Annotated in this window: 9 protein-coding genes; 1 reads left to right on the top strand and 8 read right to left on the bottom strand. The window is 43.2% G+C overall.

Annotation, left to right across the window (positions count from 1 at the left end; translation table 11 throughout):
• The first annotated feature begins 150 nt into the window (after window positions 1-150).
• A complete protein-coding gene (gene topA, locus GILYN3_RS08420; RefSeq protein ID WP_049722433.1) occupies window positions 151-2,124 on the top strand; it encodes a type I DNA topoisomerase in 1,974 nt (657 codons plus the stop codon).
• Here topA and GILYN3_RS08415 read toward each other — a convergent pair.
• From GILYN3_RS08415 to GILYN3_RS08380, 8 genes are all read right to left on the bottom strand, one after another.
• Window positions 2,111-2,962, bottom strand: a complete 852-nt coding sequence (locus GILYN3_RS08415; RefSeq protein ID WP_049722432.1) for a putative phage abortive infection protein — start codon at window positions 2,960-2,962, stop codon at window positions 2,111-2,113. The two genes, topA and GILYN3_RS08415, sit on opposite strands and share 14 nt — an antisense overlap.
• The gene (locus GILYN3_RS08410) at window positions 2,962-3,879 is read right to left on the bottom strand and encodes a hypothetical protein (protein ID WP_049722431.1); all 918 of its coding nucleotides are present in this window, start codon (window positions 3,877-3,879) and stop codon (window positions 2,962-2,964) included. The genes GILYN3_RS08415 and GILYN3_RS08410 overlap by 1 nt, the downstream gene beginning before the upstream one ends.
• Before the next feature lie 131 nt (window positions 3,880-4,010).
• Window positions 4,011-5,750, bottom strand: coding sequence for an ATP-binding protein (locus GILYN3_RS08405; protein WP_049722430.1), 1,740 nt, complete (start codon window positions 5,748-5,750; stop codon window positions 4,011-4,013).
• A 12-nt stretch (window positions 5,751-5,762) separates the two neighbouring features.
• Complete coding sequence (locus tag GILYN3_RS08400) at window positions 5,763-7,022, bottom strand: SIR2 family protein (RefSeq protein WP_049722429.1); 1,260 nt, start codon at window positions 7,020-7,022, stop codon at window positions 5,763-5,765.
• A 103-nt stretch (window positions 7,023-7,125) separates the two neighbouring features.
• Window positions 7,126-10,239, bottom strand: a complete 3,114-nt coding sequence (locus GILYN3_RS08395) for an HsdR family type I site-specific deoxyribonuclease (protein ID WP_049722428.1) — start codon at window positions 10,237-10,239, stop codon at window positions 7,126-7,128.
• Between the two features lie 8 nt (window positions 10,240-10,247).
• Complete coding sequence (locus tag GILYN3_RS08390) at window positions 10,248-11,858, bottom strand: AAA family ATPase (RefSeq protein ID WP_232305532.1); 1,611 nt, start codon at window positions 11,856-11,858, stop codon at window positions 10,248-10,250.
• Window positions 11,859-13,037 carry a restriction endonuclease subunit S gene (locus tag GILYN3_RS08385; RefSeq protein WP_049722427.1) on the bottom strand — a complete coding sequence of 393 codons (1,179 nt, stop codon included), beginning with the start codon at window positions 13,035-13,037 and terminating at the stop codon, window positions 11,859-11,861.
• On the bottom strand, window positions 13,034-14,599 hold the full coding sequence (locus tag GILYN3_RS08380) for a type I restriction-modification system subunit M (RefSeq protein WP_049722616.1): 1,566 nt from the start codon (window positions 14,597-14,599) through the stop codon (window positions 13,034-13,036). Before GILYN3_RS08380 ends, GILYN3_RS08385 begins: the two co-directional genes overlap by 4 nt.
• Between the last annotated feature and the right edge of the window lie 59 nt (window positions 14,600-14,658).

The raw sequence follows: 14,658 nt of genomic DNA, 5'->3' as shown, positions 1-14,658 counted from the left end.
CCAGCATGTATTACAGATGTTCCAGTATATAATTGTCTTGGCATATGTCAAGCCTATGCCTCTAGCGGCCGCCGTTAGGTTTAACTTGCTCTGCGCAAAGGGGTATCACGCAAGTTGCCATAAATCATCATTTTTTGAGGGAAACATCCTATGAATCTCGTCATTGTCGAATCACCTGGTAAGGTCAAAAAGATCAGTCAAATCTTGGGCTCAGGCTGGGAGGTTCAGGCCAGTGTTGGCCATGTCCGGGATCTGCCCGAGAAGGAGATGGGCGTTGAAGCGCCGGAATATCGGCCCAACTACGTGCCCACAACTCGGGGTAAAGATGTCCTAGCTAAACTTAGAAAAGCGGTTCAGCGGGCTGACGCAGTCTATTTAGCGACGGATATGGATCGTGAAGGCGAAGCCATTGCGTGGCATTTGCAGCAAGCACTTAAACTCAAGGACCCCAAACGCATTGTCTTCTCAGAGATTACAGCCAAAGCCATCAAAACGGCGATCAGTAAGCCTGGCAAAATCAACTACCGGCGTGTCGCCGCCCAGGAAGGTCGTCGAGTACTCGATCGATTAGTAGGCTACCGTGTATCGCCAAAGCTCGGCGATGTAACCAAGCAGCGTGGCCTCTCCGCTGGACGTGTTCAATCGCCGGCCGTGCGGATTGTCGTCGATCGCGAACGTATTATCACGGTCTTTGTGCCCACGGATCACTATGGTGCTCGATGGCAGCTTGGTGGCTGGTTCGCCGATTGGGATGTTAAGCCCTTCCTTCAAGAAGGACAGGAGTATTTGCTCGACCGCTCATTGGCCGAATGGGTGGCGAAGGTCACTGAGGTCTCTGTAATCGCCTGTGATGAAACTCAAGAGACTAAGGCGCCACCGCCACCATTCATTACGTCTACGCTGCAGCAAGCGGCTTCCAGTCGCCTCAAGATGAAGCCTAAGGCCGCCATGGCCGCCGCCCAAAAACTCTACGAGCAAGGGCACATCACTTACATGCGAACAGATTTTCCGAACTTGTCTGAAGACGCCTATCAGCAGATTCACGAGTACGGCCACGCCAATGGGCTACCGGTTGTTGATCGCCAGCGTACCTGGAAAGCGAAAGGTGATGCCCAGGAGGCGCACGAAGCCGTCCGGCCGACTCACATTAACCTGATTGAGGCTGGTGAGACCTCTGATCAACAACGGCTTTACAAGCTGATCTGGCAGCGTACAGTCGCCTGCCAGTTGCAAGCCGCCAAATACGCTGTGCGCACTGTCCGGCTTCGCGCTGGGGAGCAGCTGCAGGGCAAACCCGTCGAGTGCGTGGCGAAAGGCCGTACCGAGCTCGATGCCGGCTGGAAAACCGTCTATGCCGACGACACGCCGGCGTCCAAGCAAGATCCCGAGGAGGCTTCGAACCCGGTACCTCAACTACAGGAAGGCCAGCTGATCAAAGTCATTGAGGGCAAAGTCTTGGATAAGCGCACTAAGCCACCATCTCGCTTCACTGAGGCTCAGCTGATCAAAGAGCTGGAGAAGCAAGGTATTGGCCGACCATCGACCTACGCCGCGATCATGGAGAACATCATGTCCCGCGGTTACGTCACCTATGACTCGGCCGGCAAGTACCTGGTGCCGACCGACACCGGTTACCTGGTGGTCGACTGCCTGGTCGCCAGTCGTTTCAGCTTTATCGAGCTGGATTTCACCAAGTCCATCGAGGCCCAGTTGGACGAGGTCGCGGAAGGCCGCGCCAGCTACAAGGGTGTGATCGCGACTCTGGATGATCGATTGACTGCGGAGCTCACCAACATGGATACGGTCAAAGTCGAGGTGCCGGCCGGAATGAATCACCCGTGCCCGAAGTGCGGGGAACCGCTGACCCGCCGCCCGGGTAAATCCGGCAAAAAGGCCTGGTGGGGTTGCTCTGGCTACCCTGAGTGCAAGGTGACACTACCTGACAAAAATGGTAAGCTAGGCAAACCTAAAGAACGAGAAGTGTCTGAAACTCCTTGCCCGAAATGCGGGAAGGAGCTGGTTCGCCGGAAGAAAGGCGGCAAGTCTGGCTATGACTTCTGGGGCTGTAGTGGGTTTCCGAAATGTGACGGGCGCCAAAATAGAGGTAGTATTATTTCAGAGTAGGCTGCTGCATAGTTTTTTTGTAATTTCGTCGAAGCCGTCTTATTTCCTCTTGATCGAACACTCGAGCTTTTTTTCGTTTAGGAGCTGGAAATTTCTTTCCATGAATAACTTCATATAGGTATTGTTTATGTTTGCCCCTAGGGAGGAGCGAGCTGCAGCGTTCGAATACTCTAAATTCGTGAACTAATCCCACGAGATCAGAACTACAGTCTTCTATCAGACATATGTAGAATAAGTATTTTATTTCGTAGCTTGTCAGCTGTGAAACAAATAAACATATGTATCTTTCTCTCTCTTCATCACTTTCTTTTACGCTGGCTATTTGAATTAATACATTTTTGAACGTTTCCAAATATCTCGATTGATAGTGAACTATCGCCGATATCTCGGAAAGCAACCCCACATAATAAAGCTGTATATATCTTTCATCCTCTTTGTATTTATTATGCCTTGTCAGCTTTTCGTTTAGAATATCTAATATATACTTAAATGCGCCAACTCCTTCCATGGCAAGACCGTCAGAATTAGAAATTTTGACAGCATCCAAATTTTTCTTGTATAGGTCAAGGATACCGAAGAATGAGTTCTCGTTGTTTTGTCTTTGTGATATTTTTTCGGCCTTGTAGAACTGTTCTCTTTGGAGGTTTATGGTGGCTAAGACACCTAGAAAACCAAAAGCCGTAAACAAAGAGGTTACTACGCCAAAGCTATCACCGAAATGAGCCGCCTTCTCTACAGTGTTGGTGCTAATAGGCCAAGTTAAATAGACAATTGCTACGGAGAATAAAATAAAGACTAAAGCTACGACGACGGCAATACCCCAAAAGAACAATCTCATTAATTTACTCCGTTCTTTTTAACGAGAATCACTTTGCAAGCTAAATTCCTATAAGAATATATGGCTTTTGCCTTGGTGGCCATACGTTCATCACATGTGTAAAGCCTGTGACAGTATGCTGCCAAACCAACATGCGAAGCATCGCTGAAGTTATTGGAAACTCTTCTGGGGTTGGCGACACCATCATCAGGCTCAAAACCTATATAATTCAGTGCGCCATAGCAGTGCAGTATGGAGAGATAAGTTGACAGGTTGGGATTAAAAGCCTCGCTAAAATCAGAGGCCTTGAACCCAAATAATTCATCCATCGAATAATTTTTTGAAGGGTAATGACTGTTTAATTTTCTCCAAATAAAAGGTATTGGATTTTTGTATTTCTTAAACTTTTTCAAGCCGCCCTTAGAAACCCCAAGCCTTTCACGATTTGATTCAATCTTATATTCATTGGGTAATGTTTTTGAAAACTCTGAGGCGAGTTTTTTTATTTCCGGTTTTATCACGTTATCAAAATTATTCCCCAGCTCACTAAAAACAATCTTCTCAGTTGTGTCCTCGAATTGATCCCGCAAAGAATCTCTACCCACAGCAGCACAAAACATCTCCTTTAGAAGTCTATCTGCCAAAATATTTGACTCCCAATGATTAATGAAATATTGATAATTTTCCTGTGGGTCTATGTAGCCAAAAAGCTTCCAGTCGTCATTGAGATTACCATTCTCATCAGAAAGGATGATCATTTTCCTAGCCTTTATGTAACTTAACGCGTCTAGAATGTACGAAGCATTACCGCGATGAATTTCTTTATAATGTTCATTCGAATAAACGAAATAAGAATCGCCTATTGAACCTAATTTCACGCTGCCTTCACTGATAGCGCTGAGAACACTTTGATCCAAGTAGTATCGCTCGCTTTCCATTTAGATCCTTTGTCCTAATTTTAAAGATTGGGCATTATCAGTACTGCGGCTAATATTTGTAAGAGCTTATGGTTATTCATTGATAAACAATAGAATCGCAAGGTGCGCTATTTATCTACTCCTAATTGAAACTAATTTTGCAAAGGTTTCCAACTTTTAGAAAAGCCAGCGCTTTTCGAAGTTGGCGCATTTGCAGGACGTTTCATTTTCACAGCCATAGGAAATGGGAAATCGACTCCTAACAACAACGCTTCTCCTTGACCCAAGACGGGGAGAAAGGATGCTGAACGTTGATCAATTGCGCCAACAGCCTTTTTTACAATTTCTTGGTCCAGCTGATTGGTCAACCTATGCACAATAAGTGTACCAATCTGACTTAAAACATCTTCAGGAATGTCACGTGGTCGCTGAGTAGCAATGATGGTATTTAAACCATACTTTCTACCTTCTTTAGCAATATTCCCAAAGGCATCCAACTCAAACTTGTTCATTTCTTCACCAATTCGCTTATTGAGAAATTGATGAGCTTCATCAATAAATACTAATAGAGGTGCACCATGATTTATAGCACCTTGCCTGGCTACGGATAATAACTTTCTACCAATGGCATTAACAAGTATTTCTCTTGAGTTTGCTTCAAATGGAACTTCAGAAAGATCTAATCTCAGCACATTATTGCTACTTATTGGCGAACAGAAATCATCAATAAGATTAGGTAATGTCTTTAATTTATCATCCGGGTCAATCATCCATTTTAAGTTTGGGTTGTTTGAATAGGCTTTAATCCGAGCTATCAGGTTTAAACAGTGGCCAACATCATTATCAGCTCTACCGCCCCAAATAGTGGGGTTAGGATTATTAGAATTACCGCCATTTGGCCACACACACTCGTTTACAATCTGGTCAGCAATGTATTTAAACATCCATGGAGCTGTCTGGATAGAGCTATTCATAGATAATAGAGCAGCTTCGTAAGGAGCCTTTGCTTGGCCAGATTTGTTCAAAAGATAATTTGCATTGATATCAAGGCCATGATTTTGTTGCTGCCAAAATTGCCACACTATTTTCTGACTCTCGATAGCTGCCTCCAGTTTAGGCGCTTGGCTTTGCGCTGAAGGCCTTAAAAAGGCTCTAATATCTGAGTCTGTAAACTGCCAATGTGGAAAAGTTAACTGATTAAATGGAGTTGCTTTTGCATGATTCCCAACATAGTAACTGTCACAGCCAAGTGACTCATACTCCCCCGTCGGGTCAATAATAATTGCTTTGCCTCCGGCCTCAATCACTTGCTCGATGATGTTTGTCATCGAGTAACTTTTCCCGCCACCTGTAGCTCCTAAAATAGCGCAATGGCGTGAAAATAATTTTTCTGGGGTAACGTGAACAGTTACGGATTCATCATGCGGAAGTGAGGCTAACGGTAAATGGATTTGGCCAGGCTCTTCATCTTGTTTACCTTCAGCGATTATTGATACCAGATACGGGTGAGCTGAATATATTTGGCTACCTAATCTCGGATGCTGTTTAATTCCTTTGTAGTTACGACCATTAGCTGGGTTCAAACTCACTAATAATTGAACCAGTCCAATTGGGTGATTTTCGGATGGTTTATCCGCCAAACCGTCAACACTTAATCTCTCTCCACCCTCAATCCACACTTTCACTAAGCGCCCAAGTATCGCTGTTTCGCCTATGTCGATGAATACAAATTCATTTACTTCACCAGCGGCTATTCGATTTCCGAATGACCAACTGGGCTCACCAGATCCCGCTTTAGATAAGTTAATGATAAGCTCGGTTGCAGATACGCTAATGACGCTACCAATCCGTCTTGTTGGATCGTACGGGGAAAACCACTTTTTCCGCCCCATGAATAGTCTCCCTTATTTAATACTCGCTGTGATTTTCTCAAATGCTTTGAAGAGTTCGTCCTCGGGAGTTGTTGATCTTCGTTCAGGTAGCAGACTAGAAAACTGTTTAAACGTTGAATCCATTATCGCGATTCTGCCATCCCCATGGTCAATAGCTGCCATTAGCAGATTCCTAATCTCATTATTAAATGAACCCGTTACACTGAATGGGTCTTTCGTTGCAACCATCAGCATAAACTCAGGATTAGTCCTAAGCGCCATAGTCAGCGCATTATTTATATGCTTATCATTAAAACCAAAACCTAGGCACAATACAGCCGTTTTTGGTTGTTTAACTACTTCCAAAAAAGAAGTCATCATATCTAAATAAGGAGAATCATAAGATGTCTGATATTTGCTACTGCTTGGATAGATAAAAACAGGTTCACCAATTTTGCTATCAGCACCTAGCTTTCTAACTCTGCCGTTAAATTTTCTCCAGTCCACAGAGCCATGCATCTTGTATAGCTGAACCACATTGGATATGTATGCGCCTTCACTGCTCTTGGAGTGCCCACGGTTCACTATGTCATACTTGAACCACATAGGATTAAAAAAAGAGGGGTTAGAAAACTCAAAACCATCAATAACAACAAAACCAGTATTTGATGCAGCGTGCTCAAAAGCCAAGTCATAATTAGTCGTGAAAAGTTTAAGTCGTTGTTGCTGAGCACTCCTTCTACCTACTGCACGCATAAATTTATCATGACTAACCCAGTCTGATTCAGGGATCGATTCAGTAAAGGTAGTTTTAGCTAAAATTATGTTTTTGGCTTGCTCAAGGAACTTACTTACTTGATTAGTTCTTTGATTTGAAAGGTTACCAACGGCTAAAGAGGAATCGCAAAGAGACAATAATAGTTCAATGTCTGGCTTTGCATCTCCGTTTGCTTCACGATTTTTTTGAAGGGCATTATAATTTGTTGCCTTCAAAACCAATTGAAAAAGATTCTCATCTGCTTTTTTACAATAGTCCCAAAGGTGCCACATACTTGGAGCGATAGGCGCTTTATTCTGCTGAGAAGGCTTATTAAATGTTAAAGACGTGCCTGAGCCAGCCAGTATGACTAAATTATCAGTATCTAAAACTTTATTGATAAAACGAAAAAATGTGGCCAGCTCGTCATCTAAGACACCATTAGAAAGATCAATTTCGATTGGCTCTCTATTCGAAGACGCGGAGTTCCTTTTTATGTCTGATGACAAAAACCTTACTATGTTTTCATTTTCCATTTTTTTAATTCACCTTCCACGTAAAAGACAACCGGCTTAGAAATCTACAAGTTTAAGACACTTGCGCTATTTAACTTCCTTCCTGAACAGCACGTAATAACACTTATATCTGCCCACCTACACCTTTGAATTTTTCAACAAAAGCGGCGATTTTTTGGAAAACTGTTTGCTTCTGGGTTCGGTACTGTGGGTTCAATGGGCTAAGTTTGGGCAGCGCCTCATTAAGTGCAGTGCCATTTTCAGAGGCGTACTCACGTTTGAGTGATGACGCAATATAACGTTTGGCAGCTTCTTCATTGAGCTTTTCAGAGGCAATAATGGCATCGGCTTCGCGCTTCTGCTCCGCCTGGGCGAACTTGAAGAAGGCGTCGATAATGCTGGCTTTGTCATTGATCTCATCTAGGTTTGTCTGGTTAATAAAATCAACCACCAAGCTCTCTTTCGCTCTATTGCCAAGGCTACCGCGGATCATACGACGAACTTCTTCAATCAAGCCTGCTTTGCTCTTGTTCTTCTTATTGTGATCAAAAATCAGTTCAAGAATGTAATCGAGGTTTATTTCCTGAGATTTAAGCAAATCAATTTCAAAGACCACATCGTCCCAGTCTACTGTTGACTTATCTTTGTCCTGACCTTCTTTATCGCGTCGCAACCAGTCGCGGGTATCGTTGTAGGTAGAGCGATAATCTTGAATAGCACGCTCGCTTGGCATATCGATGGTTTGCATTGCCTCGATGTCAGCATCGTCCAGATAGTACTTTGACTTGAACTCTTCAACAGCTTGTTCATCACTGGTATCTAAGCTTTGCAGTGCTTTTAATCCAGCAAACTCATCGTAGTTTTGTAAAATATTTTCTGCTTTTAGGTATTCACCAAACAGCTTGGCAAATTCTTTCTTATCTTGTTCTTTTTCAATATTTTCTGGGTTTGGAAAACGTTCTTGCAGCTCCTTTACGATATCAACAAAGCCTCGACGCGCTTGGCCAGTAGCAATATCGTTAAAGCCTTCCATGTATTCTTTGTAGCTCTTCTCCAACACCACGTTTTTGGTGTTTTTGTCACCAAACAAGGTGATAGCATCAATGGTTGCCTGTTCCAAGTCCCGGAAGGTAACAATATTGCCAAAGGTCTTCGTTGCATCATAAATGCGATTGGTGCGAGAAAAAGCCTGCATCAAGCCGTGATAGCGCAAATTCTTGTCAACAAACAAGGTATTGAGCGTAGGCGCATCAAAGCCCGTTAAAAACATACCGACCACTATGAGCAGATCAATTTCTTTATTCTTCACGCGCTGTGCAAGGTCACGGTAGTAATTCTGAAAGCCATTACTGTCCACGCCATAGTTAGATTTAAACATGGCGTTGTAATCGTTAATCGCGGCGCTCAAAAACTCTTTCGCGCTGCTATTCATGGCACTGACTTCAAAACTCTCATCTAAAATATCACCAATGGCGTCCTGCTCTTCATTGGCTGCAAATGAGAAGATAGTCGCAATGCGCAGAGGTTTACTCGTGGGTCCATTTTCGGCCTCGGCCTGCAATGTTTTAAAGGTTTCATAGTACGCTTTCGCTGCATCAACACTACTGACCGCAAACATGGCGTTAAACCCTTTGGCACCAGAATAGGCTCGATGCGTTTTCTGGTTAAAATGGTTCAGAATATACTGCGAGATTTCACGAATGCGCATTGGATGTAAGAACGCTTGCTTGTTCTCTGCGGCACTGAGCTTATTTTCATCCTGCTCAGTCTCAATGCTCTTAAATTGCGGGCGAACATCGTTATAGTCCACTTTGAACTTGAGTACTTTTTCATCACGAATGGCATCAGTGATCACATAAGTGTGCAACTGCTGGCCAAACACGCTGCCCGTGGTTTCAGCACCCAAGGCGTTTTCAGGGAAAATTGGCGTACCGGTAAAGCCAAACTGGTAGAACTTTTTGAATTTCTTCTTCAGGTTTTTCTGCGCTTCACCGAACTGGCTTCGATGACACTCATCAAAAATAAAGACAACTTGCTTGTTGTATATAGCTAAATCGCTTTCGCTTTTGATTAAGTTGTTGAGCTTTTGGATTGTGGTGACAACAATCTTGTTATCGTCTTTATCCAGGTTACTCTTAAGCCCTGCGGTACTGTCTGAACCGTTCACACTATCAGGTGAGAACCGCTGATACTCTTTCATGGTCTGATAGTCGAGGTCTTTTCTGTCCACCACAAAAAAGACTTTATCGATACAGTCTAAATCGGTGGCCAAACGTGCCGCTTTAAAGCTGGTGAGTGTTTTGCCTGAACCCGTGGTGTGCCAAATGTACCCGCCGCTCTCGGTGTTGCTCCAATTCTTAGCGTTAAACGCGCTCTTTATCTTCCATAAAATGCGCTCTGTAGCGGCAATCTGGTAGGGGCGCATTACAAGTAAGGTATTGCTGACGTCAAATACCGAGTAACGCAAGATCACTTCAAGCAACGTCTTTTTCTGGAAAAAAGTGGCGGTAAAGTCTTTTAAATCCTTGATCAGCGTATTGTCTGACTTCGCCCAGTTCATCGTAAAGTCGAAGCTGTTTTTGTCTCGTTTAGTGGTATTGGCAAAATAGCGCGTGTCGGTGCCATTAGAGATCACAAACAGCTGCAAGAACTTGTACAAGGAGTTCTCTGCATTAAAACTTTCTTTGCTGTAGCGATGTATTTGGTTAAACGCCTCACGGATCGCCACACCACGCTTTTTCAGTTCAATTTGCACCAAAGGCAAACCATTGACCAAAATCGTCACATCGTAACGATTGGCATGGCTTCCCGTTTGCTCAAACTGCTTAATGACCTGCACTTTGTTACGAGCAATGGTTTTCTTGTCGAACAGGTAGATGTTTTCTATATGGCCATCATCAAAGACAAAATCGAAGATATAGTCACTGTGCACCTTGCGAGTTTTATCAAGAATATTATCGCTTGGGGTGTTTAAGTATTGCTCGCAAAAGCGAGCCCACTCGGCATCGGTAAACTGGACCTTATTAAGGGCTTGTAGCTGCTTGCGCACATTCGCCAGCATGGCGTCTGGCGTCGTTAGCGCAGGTAAATACTCATAGCCCTGGTTGCTTAGGTCCTGAATCAGCTCACGTTCTAAATCACCTTCGCTCTGGTAGCCCTCAGCAATTTGCTCTTGGCGTGTGTATTTATCTAAAACAATGTAATTTTTAGACTCTGCGATTGCTTTGTATTCTGCCATATCTATTCCTAAGCCTGTGTCCCTTGTTGAGTGCGCATGCCTTTATAAATATTGTCGATCTCTTTCACTAGAAACTTAAAGACGCGCTTATGATCTTCTTCGACTTCGGCCACTTCATGGCCTGCGTGTTTTGCATGGTTATATAAATTAATTACCCGTGCATAGGGGTTCACTTGCCCCGTAGCCCTATTACCTTTGACACCGGGCAACAGCTCCCCCCACTCTTCGTACCCCAAAAACGTTGAGGTTTTTTCGAGTACATTTCGCAAAAAATTAAAATGGTATTTGTGGATATCGCCTGAGTCTGCCGCTTTCATTAACTCATTCTTTAAATGCAGGTGATACGAGAAGGGAGAATCATTTTCTTGCTCAATCAGGTCATGCTTACCATCATCGAGCTTGCGCAAAACGAACTTGGGTGCTCGATTAAACTCGTTATGCAAAACATTATAAAAAAGCGGATTATGAGTGGTGATGATGAACTTAAGACCAGAAATAGCGAAATCACTCGACTTAATTAAACGAGCTAAATCAACAGCCAACTCTATTAGATGGTTGTCATCTAACGAGCTCACTGGATCATCAATAAACACATATTGTAATTGGTTAAACTGGTCAGTTTCGCGGCCAGCATCTTCAGGTACATTTAAGATGCTAATCACTTGTTCGAGCAATGAATAAAAAATACTCCAAATAAAGTTACTTTCTTCACCCTTTGATATTTTAATTTTTCTATCCGGTTCGTCATCACCACCTTGATGTGAAAACGTCACCTCAGAAAAGGCTTTGACGGTAACATCTTTTCCGTCTTTGTCTTTAGCCGTGTATTGCGGATTAAAGCGTGGCGTTAGTTTATCGTTGGCATAGCGCTGGAACGTGCTGATCACGTTCATGTCTTGCCCTTGCTCTTGCAAAATCCAATCGGTAAACGTATTGGGTTGGATTTTTAACTTCGGCTCTGCATCAGCATCTAAATCGTTATCCCAGTAAAATAAGTCTTCCGTAAACGCGTTGTAATACAAAATCCTGTGGCGCGACAGTGGCGCTTGCTCTGCACCATCAAGATCACCAAGTCCATCTTCCTTTGGCGCGATGAGCTCTTTAAATGCACGCGACAAACGCGTCTTACCTGTGCCATTAAAGGCATAGATTAACTGCACTTTCTTATCAGTATTCTTTAATTTATGGGCAATCCCTGCAAGTGATTTTAAATACTCCCCATAAAATTCAGAAATATCACATTTCTTAACGGCCCAATGCCCCCGGTGAAACTCAAAATCATCGATATCTAATTTTTGTTGTTTCTCCTTTAGAAGCCCTCTGGTTAATGGGTAGTAGTCTTTGTCAAATCTATACTTAATGCGTAAATTATTCGAATTAACTTTAATATCGGTAATTTTCCCAATTCTTGCATCAGCAACTTCATCCTCTACCGCAAACATAGTTGGAAGATTCTTGAGCTTATTTATTGCATCCTGATCTAATGATTGAAATTGTCCTTTGATAGAGGCTTCCGTGTATTCAAGAAACCTATCTTTCGGAATCGAGAATTCCCCTTGATCGCCTGAGTACAAGCTAGGCACGCTTGCCATGATCAGGTTGTACATTTGACCGCTCATTTACGCTGTTTCCTCCATAGGTTTGGGGAAGTTCAACAGTAAGTCGCGATAGTATTCGTATTGCTTTTGACGTAGCTCGATTTCGCGTGGGAGACCTTCTTGCAGCGAAGTTGTTAACGTGTCGAATTTATCTAATATAGCCACAATTCGCGCTTGCTCGATCAGTGATTTCTCAGGATCGTTTGGAAATGGAATTGGAACTGTGATCTTTTTTACCATTGGAACAGTGAGTTGCGGTATTCCCCCTTCAGTACCACCTATTGGAGTCATGTCTAAAACATAATTTAAATATCTTGTGGTAACTAAATTTTTATCAGCAACTAAAACAATTAAACGAATAATTGGTGTGAACTTAGCTTCCCTTACAGTGTGATAACCGACTTTTGCACCACGCGCAGAAATGGTGACTGCATCACTATCAATCTTATAGTTATCAGTGAAACCATATAGCCCTTTTTCATCTGTAGCGTTTGCATAAATTGGGTATGGATATTCAGAAGTTGGTTCGGTTTGTCCTTTAGCGCTATTTTTAGGAACATCTCCACCGGCAGAGATGGACTTACAAAGGAACTCTAATGATTTCCACTCAACGTCACCCTCTTCAAAACTTAACAACTGGTCGCGGTAGTAGTTGTATTGTTTTTTCCGCATGTTAAGCTCGGCGGTCAGCTCGGCGGTCATGGCGGTAAATGCGTCCAGAATACGAACAATTTCAGCTTGTATTGCCAGCGATTTTTCTGGGTTATCTGGGCATGGGATGGGGATTTGAAATCCCTCTAGCATTGGCTTTCTTATTGAGATTGATGTTGCGCCAACACTTTTCATCAAAATATATTGCTTAAATTTTGAAGACATAAAGTGGTACAGGAATTTTGTATCTAGAACACCACTCGTAGCCTTTATTCTATAGGCCCTTTGATGCAAAGCATATTTACCTTCTACAAAATGAAATATGTCGCCGATCCCTCCTTCTCCTGGAACTACAATCGCTTTTTCATCAAATTGGAAAGTACTTGATCTCAATATATTTTTTGAACGAACATAGAATGGATATTCACCATCTTCAGTCTCATCTTGCCTATTTGACTTACCAGTGCCAATTTCTGCTAAATTCCCTAATGGCAGCCACTCAACATCTACACCGCCCCAGAGTTTCTGTAAATAGTTCAACTGAATCATGCCTCAAGCTCCTCACCCTCAATTTCCGCCACAATAGCGTCAATATCAGTACGAAGTTGATCGATTTTGCCGACTGTGGTTTTAAGTTCGGCATTAAGCTCTGCAATATCTACTAACTCGCGGTTGTCTTTCGCTTCTACATAACTGCTCACCGAAAGGTTGTAGCTGTTGCCTGCGATAACATCCAAATCAACGGATTTGGCAAAGTGATCCACGTCCTCTTTGCTGGCAAACACTTTCATGATCTCTTCGATGTGCTGATTGGTGATAACGTTGGTATTGGTTTCCTTTTTAAAGTAAGCCTCGCCACTGGCATCAATAAACTGGGTGGTAGTGTCGGTTTTATGTTTAGACAGCACTAAGATATTCACCGCAATGGTGGTGCCAAAGAACAGGTTAGGTGCCAGTGAAATCACAGTTTCAACGTAGTTGTTATCTACTAGGTATTGGCGAATTTTTTGCTCAGCACCACCACGGTAAAAAATACCGGGGAAACAAACAATGGCTGCACGACCTTTGCTTGATAGGTAACTCAGTGCATGAAGCACAAAGGCAAAGTCGGCTTTTGATTTGGGTGCCAATACGCCAGCGGGTGCAAAGCGGTCATCGTTGATTAGGGTTGGGTCGTCACTGCCAATCCATTTCACCGAATAAGGCGGGTTAGATACAATCGCATCAAACGGTTTGTCATCTAAAAAGTGTGGTTCGGTTAAGGTATCACCCAGCTGAATATTAAACTTGTCGTAGTTAATGTTGTGCAAAAACATGTTCATACGCGCTAAGTTGTAGGTGGTGTGGTTGAGCTCTTGACCAAAAAAACCATCTTCAATGATATGCGCATCAAAGTGCTTTTTAGCTTGTAACAGCAACGAACCCGACCCCGCCGCAGGGTCATAAATTTTATTCACACTGGTTTGGCCGTGCATGGCGAGCTGCGCGATGAGTTTTGAGACATGCTGAGGGGTGAAAAATTCGCCACCTGATTTACCCGCATTGGCCGCGTAGTTGGAGATCAGGAACTCGTAAGCATCACCGAATAAGTCAATTTGATTGTCTTCGAAGTTACCGAAAGTTAAACCGGCCACGCCTTTTAACACCGCAGCTAGGCGTTTGTTTTTTGCCTCTACCGTATTACCTAAGCGATTACTGGTGGTATCAAAATCAGCAAACAAGCCTTTGATGTCTTTTTCTGAGTCATAGCCATTGGCTGAGTTTTCGATTGCAGCAAAAATTGCGGCCAAATCCGTATTTAAATTTTCGTTCTTATGCGCATTGGTCGCCACATTGCTAAACAACTGGCTAGGGTAAAGAAAATAGCCTTTGGTTTTAATGGCATCTTCTTTAGCAAACGTGATGTTTTCATCATCGTCAGACATGGCTGCATAATTAACGCTCTCATCACCACCTGTGATGTAGTTGACAAAGTTTTCACTGATAAAACGGTAGAACAGCGTACCCAGTACATATTGTTTAAAATCCCAACCATCCACTGAACCTCGAACATCGTTGGCAATCGCCCATATTTGGCGTTGAAGTTCGGCACGTTGTTGTAAACTTGTCATGAGTCTTTTCTCGTTTTCATTCATTTATGTATGCTAATTCAGCATGGTCTTTCCGGCTT

The sequence above is a fragment of the Gilvimarinus polysaccharolyticus genome, assembly GCF_001187555.1.
Classification (GTDB): domain Bacteria; phylum Pseudomonadota; class Gammaproteobacteria; order Pseudomonadales; family Cellvibrionaceae; genus Gilvimarinus; species Gilvimarinus polysaccharolyticus.
Note: the sequence above shows the minus strand (reverse complement) of the source record. Positions and strands in the feature narration are given on the sequence as shown.